Genomic DNA, 17,387 nt, shown 5'->3' on the forward strand with positions numbered 1-17,387 from the left:
GTATAACGGGTTGAGGGCGGCTTTTACGATTAATGAGGCTTAAAGATATTTTTAGAGGAGGTTAATATATAATTTATTACTATCGTAACCGATTAATATTTCATGCAGCAGCGGCTTTTTAAGCGCAATTTAATTGGGAAATATTGCGATTAAAAATATTCATAAAAACTCTTGATTTTCCAATTGTAAATACAGAGCCGCAGACAGTGTAAAATGCAACGGCTACGCTGGGGCGCATCAAAGAATTGCCCTCATCGATGAGGGCATCCGTGTCAGCCTATACCTGCCGTTTGCAGCAGAACCAGGCTTAGCCCCATCACCGACATGCCGCACAGCACGCCATAGCTGGGATTATTGTTAGGATCGATCTCTTTCGCCAGCGGCATCAGCTCATCTACGGAGAGCGCAACCATAATCCCGGCCACGGCAGCCATAATCGCCGCCATCACGACAGGGGAGACGAGGCTTCCAAGGATCAGCCACGCCAGTACGCCGCCGAGAATTTCGGCCATCCCGGAAATCCCCGCCCAGAAGACGGCAGTACGTTTTGAACCCGTTGCGGCATAAACCGGCCCGGCCACGGCAAGTCCTTCAGGAATATTGTGTAAGGCTACCGCCAGCGCGACACCAAATCCCATTTCCAGATTGCTGCTGGCCGTGACATACGTGGCGACACCTTCCGGGAAGTTGTGCAGGCTGATACCCAGCGTCAGCAGGATCGCCGTGCGCTTGATGTTGCCGGGGATTGGAGTAACGCTTTTTTGCATCAAATCCTGAGGGTGGGCGTGGGGCATCATACGGTCGAGCGCAAAATAGCCCAGCAGACCAACGATGAACATGCCGTAGCCCAGAACCGGAGACATTCCCTCGGTGTGAAGCGCTGCTGGCAGCATCTCCATCAGCGAGATAAGCAGCATGATCCCAGCGGCGAAGCCCAGCGAGAACGCCAGAAGACGATTAGACGGTTTTTGCCCGAGCACGCCGAGGAACGCACCGATAAAGGTCGCGGCACCCGCAAGCACGGTCAAAATTAAGGGTACTGACATGCACTCTCCTTAAGCGATATCTTACGTTCAAATTTCCTGATGATGATCTTCACGGTTATCTGCGTTTATCTTCACCTGAATGCGCGTAATGTAGAACCATCAAATTGACACCTTCTCTAAGGATACCACCATGTCTTCTTCTCGTATGCCTGCACTGTTTTTAGGCCACGGCAGCCCAATGAACGTTCTGGAAGACAACGTTTATACCCGCGCCTGGCGTCATCTGGGGGAGACATTGCCGCGTCCGAAGGCGATTGTGGTGGTGTCTGCGCACTGGTTTACCCGTGGTACCGGCGTGACGGCCATGGAAGCGCCTAAAACCATTCATGATTTCGGCGGCTTCCCGCAGGCGCTGTATGATACGCATTATCCGGCTCCCGGCTCGCCTGCGCTGGCACAGCGGCTGGTAGAGTTGCTCGCACCTGTTCCAGTGACGCTGGATAAAGAAGCCTGGGGATTTGACCACGGCTCGTGGGGCGTACTGATTAAGATGTACCCTGATGCAGATATTCCGATGGTGCAGTTAAGCATCGACAGCACTAAACCGGCGGCCTGGCATCTGGAAATGGGCCGCAAACTGGCGACCCTGCGTGATGAGGGCATCATGCTGGTGGCAAGCGGCAACGTGGTGCATAACCTGCGTACGGCGCGCTGGCACGGTGAGAACACGCCATACCCGTGGGCGAGCGCTTTTAACGCCTACGTCAAAGCGAACCTGACCTGGCAAGGCCCGGTTGAGAAGCATCCGTTAGTGAACTATCTGGATCACGAAGGCGGTTCGCTCTCTAACCCGACGTCGGAACACTTCCTGCCGCTGCTGTATGTGTTAGGTGCATGGGACGGTCAGGAGCCGGTTACCATTCCGGTTGACGGCATTGAGATGGGCAGTTTGAGTATGCTGTCGGTGCAGGTGGGGTAAAAACATGCCCGGTAAGCGTAGCGCCACCGGGCAAGTTTTATTCAACAAAAATATGCGGATAGAACCGTGACAGATCCTGCGTAATCAACGCGCGATCTTCGCGAATACCAATCCCGGCAGGTTGATCGTTAATAAGCCAGCTGCCGATCAGCGTATAACTGTCGCCAAATTTCGGCAGTTGATAAAACTCCTGGACGATCATCCCTTCTTCACCGTATGGCCCTTCAACCGCTTCCAGCGTTTTACCGTTTTCGATAATGGAGACGTTCGCGCCTTCGCGGGAAAAGATAGGCTTAACGACGTATTTCTCCATCGGCGGGAACTCATCTTCGGCAAAGTAAGCTGGCAACAGGTTCGGGTGGTTCGGGAACATCTCCCACAGCATCGGCAGCAGGGCTTTGTTGGAGATAATGCTCTTCCACGCCGGTTCCAGCCAGCGCACGCCCGCGTCTTCCAGCTTGGTGGAGAACATTTCACGCAGCATGTATTCCCACGGATAGAGCTTGAACAGGTTGCTGATCACCTGATCCTGCATATCCGTAAACTGACCTTTTTCACCCAGGCCGATATCCTCGATATAGAGGAATTCAGTCGCCACTTCCGCTTCGGCCGCGCAGTCCTGCAGATACTGAACCGTGCCCCTGTCTTCTTCCGTGTCGCGACAGCAGGCAAGATGCAGCAGATTGAAGCCAAACTGCTCCCGCAGTTCGGCGAAACGCTCAATCAGCTTTTCCTGCAGGCTGTTGAACTGGTCGCTACCTTCCGGCAGGTTTCCGGCGTTCATCTGATCTTCCAGCCAAATCCACTGGAAGAATGCCGCTTCGTAAAGAGAGGTCGGCGTATCCGCGTTGTTTTCTAGAAGCTTCGGCTCACCCACGCCATCCCACGCCAGATCGAGGCGAGAGTAAAGCGAAGGCTGATTCGTTTTCCACGACTGACGAACGAAACTCCAGGTGTGCTTCGGAATACGGAATTTAGTCATCAGCTCGTCGCTGTCGATGACTTTATCCACCACCTTCAGGCACATCTGGTGCAGCTCGGCCGTCACCTCTTCCAGTTTTTCCACCTGGTCGAGCGTCAGTTTGTAGTAAGCATCTTCACACCAGTACGGCTCGCCGTACATGGTGTGGAAGTTAAAACCGTATTCAGTGGCTTTTTCGCGCCAGTCCGGGCGCTCGGTAATACCGACTCGTTCCATGATCAGCCGCCCATTGAGCGAGTGGAAGTGCCTGTTGCACTACGCTGCATGCTGGTCTGTTTCGCCACAGACTCACCGAACCCACCGCGGGTGATGGTGCTGGTGGTCGCAGGCTTCGGCGCCATCGCGGTTTTCGGGACGGTCACGGTGCGGCCCGGGGTCGCTGCGCCATAACCTTTGCCGCTGGCATCGGTATATTGACCATAAGCCGGGCTGGCCGGGTTTTTCGAGCTAAACAGCGGTTGCTGCTGATAGCCCGCACCGCCGCCCATCAGGCGGCCCATCATGTAGCCTGCCATTAATGGCATCCAGAAGCTGCCGCTGGACTGCGCCTGCGCCTGATTCTCCGGCGCAGTACCTGCCTGAGCTGGCGTCTGCTGACACTGTCCTTCACCAAATTCCGCCACGCAGTCTTCGCGCGAGGCGTATTTCGGCGCGGTGCGTTCCGCTTCTTTCAGGGCGTTGGTGTAGGCGGTTTTACATTCTGCTGCCTGGCCGGTTGCGGCGGAGCAGTCGTCCGCGTTTTGATACAGCGAAACCGTTTCGTCGTTTTTCTCACAGCCTGCCAGCATAAAGACCGCGGTTACTGCCAGCGCAACAGGGGTGAGATGACGTGCGTTCCAGCTTTTGCGGAACGACGCGTGGTTAATCGTTTTTGTCCGTTTCATGTTTGTCTTCCAGGACCCAGTGGTAATAACGCTCAGGATAGTGGATGAGTGGTTGAAAATGAAGCGAAGAGGGGCGGAATCAGGGGGATCTTTACGTTGGCTTACGTTCGGGTGTGATTCAGCTGCGCCCTCTCCCGGTGAGAGAGGGCGTGATAACACTCTTAGTTACGGAACGGGTTAGAACCGCTGCTTGCAGGTGCCGTGCTACGCGCGGCCGCTGGCTGTGCGGCAGGGGCGCTGCCGTTAGCGTTGAAGTTATCAACGGCGGCAACCTGCTCCGGGTTCTCCGGCGCAACGCTGTCCGGAGAGGTAGAGACCGGTTTGCCCAGCGCGCTGTTCAGCATCTGCAGGTCTTGCTCGTTCAGCGTACCCAGAGCCTGCTTAATGTTCAGCTGGTTAATCAGGTACTGATAACGCGCGCTGGAGAGCTGCTGTTTCGCGTTGTACAGCGTGGTGGTCGCGTCGAGCACGTCAACGATAGTACGTGTACCGACCGAGTAACCCGCTTCCATCGCGTCCAGGGAGCTCTGTGCAGACACAACGGCCTGTTTATAGGCGTTGATGCTACTGATAGACGCGTTCACGTTGTTGAAGGACGAACGCACGGTCTGCACCACGTTGCGGTGCGCGCTTTCCAGCTGCTCGCTCGCGCCAACAAAGTTGTACTGCGCCTGTTTCACCTGAGAGTTTACCTGACCGCCCTGGTACAGCGGCAGAGAGAAGCTCAGGCCCACTTTGTTCTGACCCATATTGCTGTCGTCATACTGGGCAGAATTTGTTTTAGAGCCGCTGTAGGTCGTGTCAGAAACGCCGGTGGACGCGCTCAGGCTCAGGGTTGGCAGATGGCCGTCCTGCGCCTGACGAATTTGCTCGCGGGCCAGGTCCTGGCTCAGACGCGCCTGCAGCAACGTCAGGTTGCGGTTTTCCGCCTCTTTCAGCAGGGCGTTAACGGCCTGCGGCTTATCCGTTTTGAAGCTGTCGACGTTCAGGGAAGCCAGCTCAGGATAGTAATTCCCTGTCACCTGGCGCAGGGATTCCAGCGCGTTGTCGAGGTTGTTACGCGCGGTCACTTCGTTGGCCAGCACGGTGTCGTACTGTGAACGGGCGTTCTGCACGTCGGTGATCGCCACCAGACCCACGTTGAAGCGCTGGGTGGTTTGATCCAACTGGCGGTAGATCGCCTGTTTCTGCGCTTCGGTGTAGGAGAGCGCGTCAATGGCGCTCAGCACGTTGAAGTACGCGGTGGCAGTATTCAGGATCAGCGTTTGCTGGTCGGTCTGATAGGTCACATCCTGGATGCCTGCGCTCTTTTCCTGCAGGGTCAGGGCGCGCCATTTGGACATATCAAACAGCGTCTGTGTTAATTGCAGTGAGGCGCTGGTAGCATTGGAGTTAACGCCGTTAGCGTCGCGGAAACCGTTGCTGTAGGTATAATCTGCACCTAAACCTAACTGCGGCAGCAGTGGGCTACGCGCTTCGTTAATCTTTTCAAACGCAGCATCACGATCGGCCGCTGATTTACGTAAATCAGGGTTGCCCAGACGTGCCTGCTGGTAGACCTGTAACAGGTTTTCCGCCTGGCTCATTGCACTGAAGCCCGTCAGGCTCAGGCCGATAAGGATGGGGAGCAATTTCTTCATTTGCATTCCTTGTTGTGAAGCAGTATTAGCGCTGATCTAATTAAAAAATAATTGCCGATTCTAACAGAATCATCCACACCAAAAGGTTGGCGTTACGTGCCATCTGGCGGTAATTTGCACCAATCTACCATATAGCCTTACAAACGGCAGCCAAACAGCCTTGAAATTCACAATTTCATCACCATTGCTACCAGGACTCGACTCATGCAAAAACCAGAAAAGTTGCCCGTGACATTCGCCAAAAACGATGTAGAAATTATTGCACGAGAAACGCTTTATAGCGGTTTTTTTTCGATGGATCTTTACCGTTTCAGGCATCGCCTGTTCAACGGTGAAATGAGCGGCGAAATCAGACGTGAAATTTTTGAGCGCGGGCATGCGGCTGTCTTGCTACCCTTTGACCCAGTGCGTGACGAAGTCGTGCTGGTGGAGCAGATCCGCATTGCCGCGTATGACACCAGTGAAAGCCCGTGGCTGCTGGAGATGGTGGCAGGGATGATCGAAGAGGGCGAGTCGGTTGAAGACGTCGCCCGTCGCGAGGCGCTGGAAGAGGCCGGGCTGGTGGTAGGCCGCACAAAACCGGTGTTGAGCTATCTGGCGAGTCCGGGTGGCACCAGCGAACGCTTATCCATTATGGTGGGCGAAGTGGACGCCACGACCGCAGAAGGTATTCACGGTCTGGCTGATGAAAACGAAGATATTCGGGTTCATGTGGTGAGCCGGGAACAGGCTTATCAGTGGGTAGAAGAGGGGAAAATCGACAACGCAGCGTCTGTCATCGCCCTGCAATGGCTGCAGCTGCATTATCAGACATTACGAAACGAGTGGAAAAAATGAAGCGCTATACGCCTGACTTCCCAGAAATGATGCGCCTGTGCGAAACCAATTTCGCACAGCTGCGCCGCCTGCTGCCGAGAAACGACGCACCCGGCGAAACGGTAAGCTATCAGGTGAGCAACGCGCAGTATCGGTTAACGATAACAGAATCAACGCGCTACACTACGCTGGTGGAAATAGAACAAACAGCGCCCAGCATCAGCTACTGGAGCCTGCCGTCGATGACGGTGCGTCTCTATCATGACGCGATGGTCGCTGAAGTGTGTTCAAGTCAGCAGATCTTTCGCTTCAAGGCGCGGTATGATTATCCGAATAAAAAGTTGCATCAACGCGACGAAAAGCATCAAATTAACCAGTTTTTAGCCGACTGGCTAAGATATTGTTTAGCACATGGAGCAATGGCGATTCCGGTTTGTTAGCGTCATAAACCTACCTAAGGACACCATTTGGAAAGCCTGTTGAACCTGACTGTTGCTGGTGGGGCGCCAGTCAGGATATTACAAATCACCGATACCCACCTTTTTGCCGAAAAGCATGAAACTTTGCTGGGGGTTAATACCTGGGAGAGTTATCAGGCGGTACTGAGCGCCATTCACGCTGAACATCGCGACTGCGACCTGATTGTCGCAACGGGCGATCTGGCGCAGGACCAGTCCTCCGCGGCCTACCAGCATTTTGCTGAAGGCATCGCGAGCTTTAGCGTGCCTTGCGTCTGGCTGCCCGGAAACCACGATTTCCAGCCCGCAATGTACAGCTCCCTTCAGGATGCGGGGATTTCTCCGGCGAAGTGCGTATTTGCGGGTGAACAGTGGCAGATCCTGCTGCTGGACAGCCAGGTATTTGGCGTCCCGCACGGTGAATTAAGCGAGTTTCAACTCGACTGGCTGGAGACCAAACTGGCTGCCGAACCTGAACGTCATACGCTGCTGTTGCTCCATCATCATCCGCTGCCGGCGGGCTGCAGCTGGCTGGATCAGCACAGCCTGCGTAACTCCGCGGCGCTGGATAGCGTGCTGGCGAAATACCCGCGCGTGAAACACCTGCTGTGCGGACACATCCATCAGGAGCAGGATCTCGACTGGAACGGACGCCGCATGCTGGCGACGCCGTCAACCTGTGTGCAGTTTAAGCCGCACTGCGCCAACTTTACGCTGGATACCATCGCGCCAGGCTGGCGCTGGCTGGAACTGCATGCCGACGGCACGCTGACCACGGAAGTCTGCCGTCTGGCAGGCGCAGAGTTCCGCCCGGATACCGCTTCAGAAGGCTACTGATGTCTACGCTCCTTTATCTGCACGGATTCAACAGCTCGCCGCGCTCCGCAAAAGCGACGCAGTTTCGCCAGTGGCTGAGCGAGCATCACCCCCACGTTGAGATGATTATCCCGCAGCTGCCGCCGTACCCGGCGGAGGCGGCGGAAATGCTCGAATCGATAGTGCTTGAACACGGCGGTGAATCCTTTGGCGTAGTCGGCTCATCGCTGGGCGGGTACTATGCCACCTGGCTCTCACAATGCTTTATGCTGCCCGCCGTTGTGGTTAATCCGGCGGTACGGCCATTTGAGCTGCTGAGGGACTTTCTTGGCGAAAACGAGAACCCCTACACCGGGCAGCAATATGTGCTAGAGTCACGCCATATTTACGATCTCAAAGTTATGCAGGTCGACCCGCTTGAAGCGCCGGATCTCATCTGGCTGCTGCAGCAGACGGGTGATGAAGTGCTGGATTACCGCCAGGCAGTGGCGTATTACGCCTCCTGCCGCCAGACTATAGAAGAGGGCGGAAACCATGCTTTCACGGGCTTTGAGGATCATTTCACCCAGATTGTCGATTTTCTTGGACTGCACAGCCACTGACAATCAATGCGAATTGCTAGTTTAAATCATGACGCAAACCTATAACGCTGATGCCATTGAGGTACTCACCGGGCTTGAGCCGGTTCGCCGCCGCCCGGGGATGTATACCGATACGACGCGCCCGAACCATCTGGGCCAGGAAGTTATTGATAACAGTGTGGACGAAGCGCTGGCGGGCCATGCCAAACGCGTTGACGTCATCCTGCACGCCGATCAGTCGCTGGAGGTCATCGACGACGGTCGCGGCATGCCGGTGGACATCCACCCGGAAGAGGGCGTGCCTGCCGTTGAGCTGATTCTCTGCCGTCTGCACGCGGGCGGTAAGTTCTCCAACAAGAACTATCAGTTCTCCGGTGGTCTGCACGGCGTGGGGATTTCCGTGGTGAACGCCCTGTCCAAACGCGTGGAAGTGAACGTCCGTCGCGACGGTCAGGTCTACAACATCGCGTTTGAAAACGGCGAGAAGGTGCAGGATCTGCAGGTTGTCGGCACGTGCGCTAAACGCAACACCGGCACAAGCGTCCACTTCTGGCCTGACGAAAGCTTCTTCGACAGCCCGCGCTTTTCCGTTTCTCGCCTGACGCACCTGCTGAAAGCCAAAGCGGTATTGTGCCCGGGCGTGGAAATTACCTTTAAAGATCACGTTAACAACACCGAGCAGACCTGGTGCTACGCCGATGGTCTGAACGACTACCTGTGCGAAGCGGTAAACGGCCTGCCGACGCTGCCGGAAAAACCGTTTGTCGGTAACTTTAGCGGTGATACCGAAGCGGTGGACTGGGCGCTGCTGTGGCTGCCGGAAGGCGGCGAGCTGCTGACCGAAAGCTACGTCAACCTGATCCCAACCATGCTCGGCGGTACCCACGTCAACGGCCTGCGTCAGGGACTGCTGGACGCGATGCGTGAGTTCTGCGAATACCGCAACATTCTGCCGCGCGGCGTGAAGCTCTCGGCGGAAGATATCTGGGACCGCTGCGCCTACGTGCTCTCCGTGAAAATGCAGGATCCGCAGTTTGCCGGTCAGACCAAAGAACGTCTGTCATCGCGCCAGTGCGCGGCGTTCGTCTCCGGCGTGGTGAAAGATGCGTTTACCCTGTGGCTGAACCAGAACGTTCAGGCGGCTGAGATGCTGGCTGAAATGGCCATCTCCAGCGCCCAGCGTCGTCTGCGTGCCGCGAAGAAAGTGGTGCGTAAAAAGCTGACCAGCGGCCCTGCGCTGCCGGGCAAGCTGGCGGACTGTACCGCGCAGGATCTCAACCGCACCGAGCTGTTCCTCGTGGAAGGGGATTCGGCGGGTGGGTCGGCCAAACAGGCGCGCGATCGTGAATATCAGGCGATCATGCCACTCAAGGGTAAGATCCTGAACACCTGGGAAGTCTCTTCAGACGAAGTGCTGGCCTCGCAGGAAGTGCACGACATCTCCGTTGCGATCGGCATCGATCCGGACAGCGAGGATCTGAGTCAGCTGCGCTACGGCAAGATCTGTATTCTCGCGGATGCGGACTCCGATGGTCTGCACATCGCCACGCTGCTGTGCGCGCTTTTTGTGAAGCACTTCCGCACGCTGGTGAAAAACGGTCACGTCCACGTGGCGCTGCCGCCGCTCTACCGTATCGACCTCGGCAAAGAGGTTTACTACGCGCTGACGGAAGAAGAGAAGGCGGGCGTGCTGGAGCAGCTTAAGCGTAAGAAGGGCAAACCAAATGTGCAGCGCTTTAAAGGGCTGGGCGAAATGAACCCGATGCAGCTGCGCGAAACGACGCTGGATCCGAACACGCGCCGCCTGGTGCAGCTGACGATCAGCGACGAAGACGAACAGCAAACCAACGCCGTGATGGATATGCTCCTCGCCAAGAAACGTTCGGAAGACCGACGTAACTGGCTGCAGGAGAAAGGGGATATGGCGGATATTGAGGCCTGATGCCCTCACCCTAACCCTCTCCCACAGGGAGAGGGAATGGATCGTAGGCCCGGTAAGCATTAGCGCCACCGGGCTTTTTTACATCAAAACTCCATCTTCACCGTAAACTGCACTTCGCGCGGGTCGCCAATCTGGTTGCCCAGGTTGTTGGTCGCAATCGACGACGTGTAGTAGGTCTTATCAAACAGGTTCTTCACGTTCACCTGCAGCGTCACCGGATACTGCAGCTTCATCTTATACGCCGCAAACGCATCCGCCACGAAATAGCCCGGCAGATAATAATCCGCACCGTTGGTCGCCGAGCGGCGGCTTACGCCGTGCCCGCCGCCGCCGAGCGTCAGGGTATTCCCGGCAAACGCATTGTGAATATCGTAGGTGAGGAAGAGTGAGCCGGTGTGGCGCGGCACGTTCGGCAGCGGTTTGCCCGCGTAGTCCGGGTCTTCAAGCACCTTCGCGTCTGTATAGCCGTAGCTGGCGATAATATTGGTGTTCTCGGTCAGTGACCCGGCAAGATCCACCTCCACGCCCTGAGAGCGCACGCGGCCCGCGGTTTTGGCGATGGTTTCGCCCCCGATGCTTTCGGTGTACAGCACGTTGCGTTTGTGAATATCAAACAGCGCGATATTGGCGGTAATGCCGTCGAACAGATCGAACTTTGCCCCTACTTCGTACGCGTTTGAGGTTTCCGGCGGCAGGTCGCCAATGTAGCTCGCAATGGATGACTGCGGCATAAACGTCTGCGAATAGTTGGCAAACAGCGAGACCGCGGGCGTCAGTTTGTAAACCAGCCCCAGCTTCGGCGTCCACTGCTCGTCGCGGCTATCGGTATTGACGTTAAACGGACGACCTTTGCCCGCGTACTGGGTGTAATACTGGTAGCGCAGCCCGGCGACGGCAATCCATTTATCCGTCAGGTACAGGGCATCCTGGGCGTAGGCCGAGTAGCTCTCCTGCTTGAGCGTCTGGTCGCTGTCAGCGGCGGAGACGGTTGTACACTCGTCGAGTTTGCCGTAAACCGGATTATAGATATTGAAACCTTTAACGTTCTTACAGCGCATCATGTCCGTGCGCAGCAGATCGTAATTTTCATACGACACGCCGGTGAGGATCTCATTATAAAAGCCCGCGATATCCACGTTGCCCTGCAGATCCGCACGGGTGCTGTGCATGCGCTGGGTCGAGCCCTGGGTTGCATCCACCCGGCGGGTCAGGGTGCCGGTTTTTGAATCGTAGGCCATGACGCGGGCCTGGTTGTCGCTGTATTTATCCTGGCTGTAGCTGTAGTCGAACTTCGCGGTCCACTGGCTGTTGAGGCGGTATTCCGCGTTAAGCTGAGCGAGATCGGACTGCCCGTCAGTCACGTTGAAGGGCTCGTCAAAGCGGGTTTTGCGATCGACGTCGACGGCCTTTTTAGTGTTGAGATCGAAGATCGTTCCGCGATCGAACGGCGTCTTATAGTCGCGATGCGAATAGAGCACGGTCACGGTGGCATCGTCGCCGAACCAGGTGAGCGACGGGGCGATAAAGGTGCTGCGTTCGTTGCCGAAGTTGCGCCAGTAATCCTCGTCCTGATACTCGCCCGTGAGGCGATACGCCAGGCGCGTGCCCTCAATCGGACCGGTGACATCGACCTGTCCGGTGCCGCCGCCAAAGCTGGAAGAGGTGGCCGAAATCGAGCCACCGAAGATTTTCTCCGGGCGCTTCGTGACGACGTTAATCAGGCCGCCCGGATCGAGAATGCCGTACAGCGTTGAGGCCGGGCCTTTCAGCACCTCCACGCGTTCGGTTGCGGCGTTAAAGCTGCGCGGCAGCACGGTGCGCAGGCCGTTGGTCATGATCGAGCCGTCGCGGTTTGCGCCAAACCCGCGGCGTACGAAGGCATCCTGCGTACCGCCCAGGGTGTTGGTCTGCACCACGTTGCTGACGTTATAGAGCGCTTCATCCAGCGTGGTGGCGTGCTGATCCGCCAGCACCTTATCGCTGACGGTATTCACCACCTGCGGGATATCCAGCATCGGCATGTTGGTCAACGTGGCGGTGGAGGTATTCAGCGGCTGGTAGCCGTTGGTGGCCTCCGCCGTAGCATTTGGATCGGCGGTGACGGTAAGCGTTTCGCCGTCTTTAGCCGTGGTGTCTGCTGCCTGCGACAGCGGTGCCATAAACAGCAGTGAAAAGAGCGCGCGCCCTTTTATCCCAGAGAGTGAAGGTGTGAACGTAGCCATTACAACTGTTATCCCAAAATATCCGTGAAGGTGCTTCACGGAAGAACCTGTGAGTCATTGCCCTTTATGGTCTGCCCGTTAGCCAGAACTGGCATCGAACATGTAATTGAGAATCATTCAATCATGCGGAAATGTAGTAGTAAATGAAAAAAGCTAAAAATCGGCTACATCTCTGAAACGTAACGGAAAAGCACAGGGGTAATCAATTAATGAATTGAAAATTAAGTCTTTATTGTTTTACCGGCCAGTGTAGTAGCACACCGTTACCCCTGGTTTTTTCAGGGTGTTTCTTCCCTTGACTACTACATGGCGCGGCCTCAAACTCTCAAAAGAGAATGATTTTTATTTATATTTGTTTCCCTTTTTTATTACGTTGGCATGCACGTGGCTCACAACACGACAAAACCGGGTCTGGTTCTGGAGAATCTTTCTGCCGGTTATCAGAAAAAAATCATCGTTGATGATATTTCCCTTGCGATCCCCCAGCAGAAAATCACCGTTCTGGTGGGGGCGAACGGCTGCGGAAAATCCACGCTGCTGAGTACCATCGCGCGTTTGCTTCAGCCGCTTGGCGGCGCGGCGGTTCTCGACGGCAAGGCGATCCACGCGCAGCCGACGAAAGCCGTCGCCCGCCAGCTTGGCATCCTGCCGCAGTCTCCGCTGCTGCCGGAAGGGTTAACCGTCTTTGAACTGGTCTCGCGCGGGCGTTTTCCCTGGCAGAACGTTATGCGCCAGTGGAGCGACGAGGACGAGCAGGCGGTGGAGGAGGCCCTGCGCCTGACCGGCACGGCCGAGTTTGCCCACATGCCCGTCGAAAGCCTGTCCGGCGGCCAGCGTCAGCGCTGCTGGATCGCCATGGCGCTGGCGCAGCAAACGCCCTATATCCTGCTGGATGAACCCACCTCGTTCCTCGATCTCCGCTACCAGGTGGAGATCCTCGAACTGCTGCATACGCTGACGCGCGAGCACGGACGTACCGTGGTGGTGGTGCTGCACGATCTCAACTTCGCCGTGAGCTACGGCGATTCGCTGGTCTTTTTACGCCAGGGAAAAGTCGAGGGCGTACTGCATGAAGGGGACGCCTGCACGCCGGAGCTGATTAAAGCGGTGTTTGATGTCGACGTGCATATGTCCATCAATCCGCTGACCGGTAAACCGTTCTTTATGCCGTTTCGCCAGATCGCAAAACAGCCATGATGCGCACCTCTCTGGCTTTCCTGATGTTCGCCCTGCTGCTGGCAACGGGCGCGATTGCCCATCTGGGGATCGGCGCCCGCTTTATCGCCCCGCAAACGGTGGTGGAGGCCATCCTCCACTTCGATCCGCGCAATTTCGACCATAACATCATCATCAAGCTCAGACTGCTGCGCCTCTGCGCCGCGATGGTGGCGGGGGCCGCGCTCGGCGTGGCGGGCGTGCTGCTGCAATCCACGATCCGCAACCCGCTCGGCGAACCGCATATTCTGGGGCTCAACGCCGGGGCGGCGCTCGCGGTGGTGCTGACGAGCGCGCTGGGGATGACGCTGCCGTTTGGGCGCCCGCTGATTGCCGCCGCCGGAGCCGCGGCGCTGTTTCTGCTGGTGCTCACGTTCTCCTCGTCCGGACGCACCGGGCTTACGCCGATGAAGGTCACGCTGTGCGGCGTGGCGATGTCGGCGTTTGCCTCGTCGATTACCGCCACGGTGCTCATCCTCGATGAACAGACGCTGCTCGCCATGCGCACCTGGCTGGCGGGGGATTTAGCGGGGGTCAGCGGTGAAACGATTGCCGCTGCCCTGTGGGTGGCTGGCGTGGGCTTTGCGCTGGCGCTCTGGCTGTCGCCCTCGCTCAACATGCTGGCGCTGGGCGACAGAATGGCGCAGGGGCTTGGCGTATCGCTGCTGAAAACCCGGCTGCTTGCCCTGATGACCATCGCGCTGCTCTGCGGTGCGGCGGTCTCCCTCGCCGGGCCGATCGGCTTTATTGGGCTCGTGGTGCCTCAGCTCGTTCGCCGTCTGGTGTCGGTCGATCTGCGCGTGATGGTGCCGCTGTCCGCCCTGTGCGGGGCGCTGGTTCTGCTGCTGGCGGATATCGCTGCCCGCACGCTGTTTTCGCCCTGGGAGCTGGCAACCGGCATCATGACCGCGCTGGTTGGCGCCCCGGTCTTTATCTTCATGGCCTCGAGGATGTTTAAATGAACCGCGCCGGACTGCGTGCGCTACGCGTTGGCGCCTTCTCGGCGCTGGTCCGCCCAAAGGCGCTGGTATGTCTGGTCATCCTGACGCTGGCCGCCTGCCTGCTGACGGGGTTTGGCCTGACGCACGGCTCTCTGCTCATCCCCACTTCCGCCATCGGGCGCGCGCTGTTTTATCCAGAAACCCTGACGTCAGAGACGCGCTACATCGTGATGGATATCCGCCTGCCGCGCCTGCTGATGGCGGCGCTGTGCGGTGGGATGCTCGGCATGGCGGGGGCGGCAATGCAGTCCATTACCCGCAATGGCCTGGCCGATCCGGGGCTTATCGGGGTGAAAGAGGGCTGTAGCGCGGCGGTACTGCTGCTGATATTTCAGTTCCCGGCGCTGGGCCTGGCCTGGCGGCCGCTGGTTGGCATGGCCGGGGGGCTGCTCACCGCGCTGCTGGTGGTGGCCCTGGCGCGCGATATCTCACGTCCGCGATTCATCCTGATCGGCATCGGCGTGTCGTGGGTCTTTGCCGCCGCAATGGGCGTCTTTATGACCACGGCGGACGTGCGCGACGTGCAGACGGCGATGCTGTGGCTGGCGGGCAGCCTCCACGCGGCAAACTGGACGCTGGTCTGCATTGCCGCTGCCTGGGCGCTTCCGGCGTTTGCGCTGCTGCTGTTTACCGCCCGCGCTGCGGACGTGGCGCTGCTTGGTAACCACACCGCAGCGGGCCTTGGCGTGCGCACAAACCGGCTGGCGCTTCTAAGGGTTCTCGCCCCGGTAGTGCTGACGGCGGCCTGCGTCTCCTGCGTGGGCAGCATTGGTTTTGTCGGGCTGATTGCGCCGCACATGGCGCGCCTGCTGCTCCGCGGCGGGCAAACGGCGCTCCTGACGGGTAGCGCCGTGCTGGGGGCGCTGCTGGTGCTACTGGCGGATAACGTCGGGCGGCTGGCATTCCTCCCGCTGCAGCTGCCGGCGGGAATTGTGATTTCACTGATTGGCGGACCGTTTTTCCTGCTGCTGCTCTGGCAGCGTCGGGACAGATTTTAGGGGATTAACATGCGCATACTGTTTTCATTGCTGTTGCTGGTGGGGTTTGCGGCGAGCGCGACCGAGCCGACGCAGACGTTTACTGACGATCTGAACCGTAAGGTGGTGGTGCCGGTGCATCCGAAACGGATCGTCTCGCTACACGACCTGGACATTACTATTCCGCTGATTGAACTTGGCGTACCGCCGGTGGCGAGCCATGGCCGCACCCGGCCGGACGGCAGCCATTTTCTGCGCTCCAGCGGCATGTTGACCGGCGTCGACTTCGATAATTCCGACATCAAGTTTATCGGCACTGCGGATATCGACATTGAAGCCATCGCCGCCGCAAAGCCTGACCTGATCATTACCGAGCCGACGCGAAATACCCCGGTGGAACAGCTGGAGAAAATTGCCCCGACGGTGAGTATCGATCATCTCGACGGCGGCGCGCCGGAGATCTACCGCAAGCTGGCGCAGCTGACGGGCACGCAGGCGCGGCTCAAGGTTCTGGAGCGGCGCTATCAGGAGCAAATTAAGGCGCTGAAAGCGACTATTGATACCCGCAAAGTGAGCGTGTCGGTGATTCAGGCCAATCAGGGGAAAATCAACGCCATGCACAGCTATCACTCGCTGGGCCGCGTGCTGCGTGATGCCGGGTTCACCTTCCCGCCGCTGATTGAGTCTATCCCGGAAGGGGGACGCATTGACGTCAGCGCCGAGCGGCTGCCGGAGCTGGATGCGGATTTCGTTTTCGCCACCTGGCGCGGGGATACGGGCGGCAAACCGCAGGATGAGCTGGCGGCGATGGATGCGGTGATGCCGGGCTGGTGTCAGTTCCTGAATGCCTGTCGGACCGGACATTACGTGCTGATCTCGCGTGAAGAGGCCATCTCGAACTCGTTCGTCTCGTTAGGGCTGATGGCCGCGCAGGTCCAGTCGCAGATTGCCGGACGTCCGCTGCCGGAGGCGTCACGATGAGCCGTAAAGTTGATCTCTTCGGCGACCGCCTCCGCTCCCGGTCGCACCAGCTCACGCCGCGCCTGCTGCAGGTGGCGCGCTATATCAATGAAAATCGTGAAGCGGTGATGGAGCAGACGGCAATGGAGATCGCGACGCTGCTGAAAACGTCGGACGCTACCGTCGTTCGCGCCATCCAGGCGCTGGGTTTCGCCGGGCTGCGCGATCTCAAGCAGACGCTGGAGCAGTGGTTTGGCCCGGTCGTGACCTCCAGCGAAAAGATCTCCACCACGGTGAATACGCTGACCAGCGACGTCAATGCGAGCATTGATTTCGTGCTGGAGGGGCATCAGCACACCTGTGAGGTGTTGTCTGAACCCCACAACCGCTTCGCGATGGCGCAGGCGGTCTCGCTGCTTGCGCAGGCGAGGCAGGTTGCCATATTTGGGATTGGCGCGTCCGGGATTTTGGCCGACTACACCGCCAGGCTGTTCAGCCGGATGGGGCTACCCGCCACGCCGCTTAACCGCACCGGAATAGGGCTGGCCGAGCAGCTGATAGGTCTCCAGCGCGGGGATGTGCTGATCATGATGGCGCAAAAATCCGCGCATCGGGAAGGACAGACCACGCTGCGCGAAGCGAAACGGCTGGGGATCCCCACCATTTTGCTCACCAATGCCACCGACTCCCGATTTAGCAAAGAGGCCAGCGTGGTGATCCACGTTCCGCGCGGCGGCGAGAAGGGCAAAATCCCGCTCCACGGCACGGTGCTGCTGTGCCTGGAGATGATTGTTTTATCCGTCGCCTCCACCGAGCCGCAGCGCACCATCAAGTCGATGAAGCGCATCAACGAGCTTCACCGTGGGCTAAAGCCGGGCAAGAAAAGCAGTTGATTGTCTCCCTCTTCCCGCGGGAGAGGGGCGGGTGA

General features: G+C 57.9%; 16 protein-coding genes. 11 read left to right on the forward strand and 5 right to left on the reverse strand.

Annotated elements, in window-relative coordinates:
• Window positions 1-272: 272 nt before the first annotated feature.
• Window positions 273-1,046, reverse strand: coding sequence for a zinc transporter ZupT (gene zupT, locus IM284_RS19360; RefSeq protein ID WP_047367383.1), 774 nt, complete (start codon window positions 1,044-1,046; stop codon window positions 273-275).
• 130 nt (window positions 1,047-1,176) lie between these two features.
• Between zupT and ygiD the strand changes: the two genes are divergently transcribed.
• Window positions 1,177-1,965 carry a 4,5-DOPA dioxygenase extradiol gene (gene ygiD / locus IM284_RS19365; RefSeq protein ID WP_047367384.1) on the forward strand — a complete coding sequence of 263 codons (789 nt, stop codon included), beginning with the start codon at window positions 1,177-1,179 and terminating at the stop codon, window positions 1,963-1,965.
• Between the two features lie 37 nt (window positions 1,966-2,002).
• Here the strand turns inward: ygiD and IM284_RS19370 are convergent, their stop codons facing one another.
• The 3 genes from IM284_RS19370 to tolC all read right to left on the reverse strand — a co-directional run bounded on the left by IM284_RS19370 (window position 2,003) and on the right by tolC (window position 5,471).
• Complete coding sequence (locus tag IM284_RS19370; RefSeq protein WP_047364600.1) at window positions 2,003-3,163, reverse strand: glutathionylspermidine synthase family protein; 1,161 nt, start codon at window positions 3,161-3,163, stop codon at window positions 2,003-2,005.
• 2 nt (window positions 3,164-3,165) lie between these two features.
• Window positions 3,166-3,831, reverse strand: coding sequence for a DUF1190 family protein (locus tag IM284_RS19375; protein WP_028014445.1), 666 nt, complete (start codon window positions 3,829-3,831; stop codon window positions 3,166-3,168).
• Between the two features lie 161 nt (window positions 3,832-3,992).
• Entirely contained in the window at window positions 3,993-5,471 is a 1,479-nt protein-coding gene (gene tolC / locus IM284_RS19380) for an outer membrane channel protein TolC (RefSeq protein WP_028014444.1), read from the reverse strand.
• A gap of 204 nt (window positions 5,472-5,675) precedes the next feature.
• Here tolC and nudF point away from each other — a divergent pair, with 204 nt between their 5' ends.
• Genes nudF through parE form a run of 5 tightly spaced genes read left to right on the forward strand, consistent with a single transcriptional unit; the run spans window position 5,676 to window position 10,084 of the window.
• Window positions 5,676-6,308 carry an ADP-ribose diphosphatase gene (gene nudF / locus IM284_RS19385; RefSeq protein WP_028014443.1) on the forward strand — a complete coding sequence of 211 codons (633 nt, stop codon included), beginning with the start codon at window positions 5,676-5,678 and terminating at the stop codon, window positions 6,306-6,308.
• Window positions 6,305-6,727, forward strand: coding sequence for a DUF1249 family protein (locus IM284_RS19390; protein WP_003862516.1), 423 nt, complete (start codon window positions 6,305-6,307; stop codon window positions 6,725-6,727). Before nudF ends, IM284_RS19390 begins: the two co-directional genes overlap by 4 nt.
• Before the next feature lie 27 nt (window positions 6,728-6,754).
• On the forward strand, window positions 6,755-7,582 hold the full coding sequence (gene cpdA, locus IM284_RS19395; protein ID WP_028014441.1) for a 3',5'-cyclic-AMP phosphodiesterase: 828 nt from the start codon (window positions 6,755-6,757) through the stop codon (window positions 7,580-7,582).
• Window positions 7,582-8,163 carry an esterase YqiA gene (yqiA, locus tag IM284_RS19400; RefSeq protein WP_041908103.1) on the forward strand — a complete coding sequence of 194 codons (582 nt, stop codon included), beginning with the start codon at window positions 7,582-7,584 and terminating at the stop codon, window positions 8,161-8,163. The genes cpdA and yqiA overlap by 1 nt, the downstream gene beginning before the upstream one ends.
• Window positions 8,164-8,191: 28 nt before the next feature.
• Window positions 8,192-10,084 carry a DNA topoisomerase IV subunit B gene (gene parE / locus IM284_RS19405; RefSeq protein ID WP_028014439.1) on the forward strand — a complete coding sequence of 631 codons (1,893 nt, stop codon included), beginning with the start codon at window positions 8,192-8,194 and terminating at the stop codon, window positions 10,082-10,084.
• 83 nt (window positions 10,085-10,167) lie between these two features.
• On the opposite strand, the gene IM284_RS19410 is transcribed toward parE, so the two are convergent.
• On the reverse strand, window positions 10,168-12,306 hold the full coding sequence (locus IM284_RS19410) for a TonB-dependent siderophore receptor (protein WP_047367385.1): 2,139 nt from the start codon (window positions 12,304-12,306) through the stop codon (window positions 10,168-10,170).
• A gap of 384 nt (window positions 12,307-12,690) precedes the next feature.
• Between IM284_RS19410 and IM284_RS19415 the strand changes: the two genes are divergently transcribed.
• Genes IM284_RS19415 through IM284_RS19435 form a run of 5 tightly spaced genes read left to right on the forward strand, consistent with a single transcriptional unit; the run spans window position 12,691 to window position 17,352 of the window.
• Complete coding sequence (locus tag IM284_RS19415; protein ID WP_047367541.1) at window positions 12,691-13,503, forward strand: ABC transporter ATP-binding protein; 813 nt, start codon at window positions 12,691-12,693, stop codon at window positions 13,501-13,503.
• On the forward strand, window positions 13,500-14,483 hold the full coding sequence (locus IM284_RS19420) for an iron ABC transporter permease (RefSeq protein WP_047367386.1): 984 nt from the start codon (window positions 13,500-13,502) through the stop codon (window positions 14,481-14,483). The genes IM284_RS19415 and IM284_RS19420 overlap by 4 nt, the downstream gene beginning before the upstream one ends.
• Window positions 14,480-15,520 carry an iron ABC transporter permease gene (locus IM284_RS19425; RefSeq protein ID WP_047367387.1) on the forward strand — a complete coding sequence of 347 codons (1,041 nt, stop codon included), beginning with the start codon at window positions 14,480-14,482 and terminating at the stop codon, window positions 15,518-15,520. The genes IM284_RS19420 and IM284_RS19425 overlap by 4 nt, the downstream gene beginning before the upstream one ends.
• Window positions 15,521-15,529: 9 nt before the next feature.
• Window positions 15,530-16,480, forward strand: coding sequence for an iron-siderophore ABC transporter substrate-binding protein (locus IM284_RS19430; RefSeq protein WP_047367388.1), 951 nt, complete (start codon window positions 15,530-15,532; stop codon window positions 16,478-16,480).
• A complete protein-coding gene (locus tag IM284_RS19435) occupies window positions 16,477-17,352 on the forward strand; it encodes a MurR/RpiR family transcriptional regulator (protein WP_028014433.1) in 876 nt (291 codons plus the stop codon). The genes IM284_RS19430 and IM284_RS19435 overlap by 4 nt, the downstream gene beginning before the upstream one ends.
• Window positions 17,353-17,387 lie beyond the last annotated feature (35 nt).

Origin of the sequence: Enterobacter cloacae complex sp. P12RS (genome assembly GCF_014895875.1) — a bacterium.
Classification (GTDB): Bacteria; Pseudomonadota; Gammaproteobacteria; order Enterobacterales; family Enterobacteriaceae; genus Enterobacter; species Enterobacter bugandensis.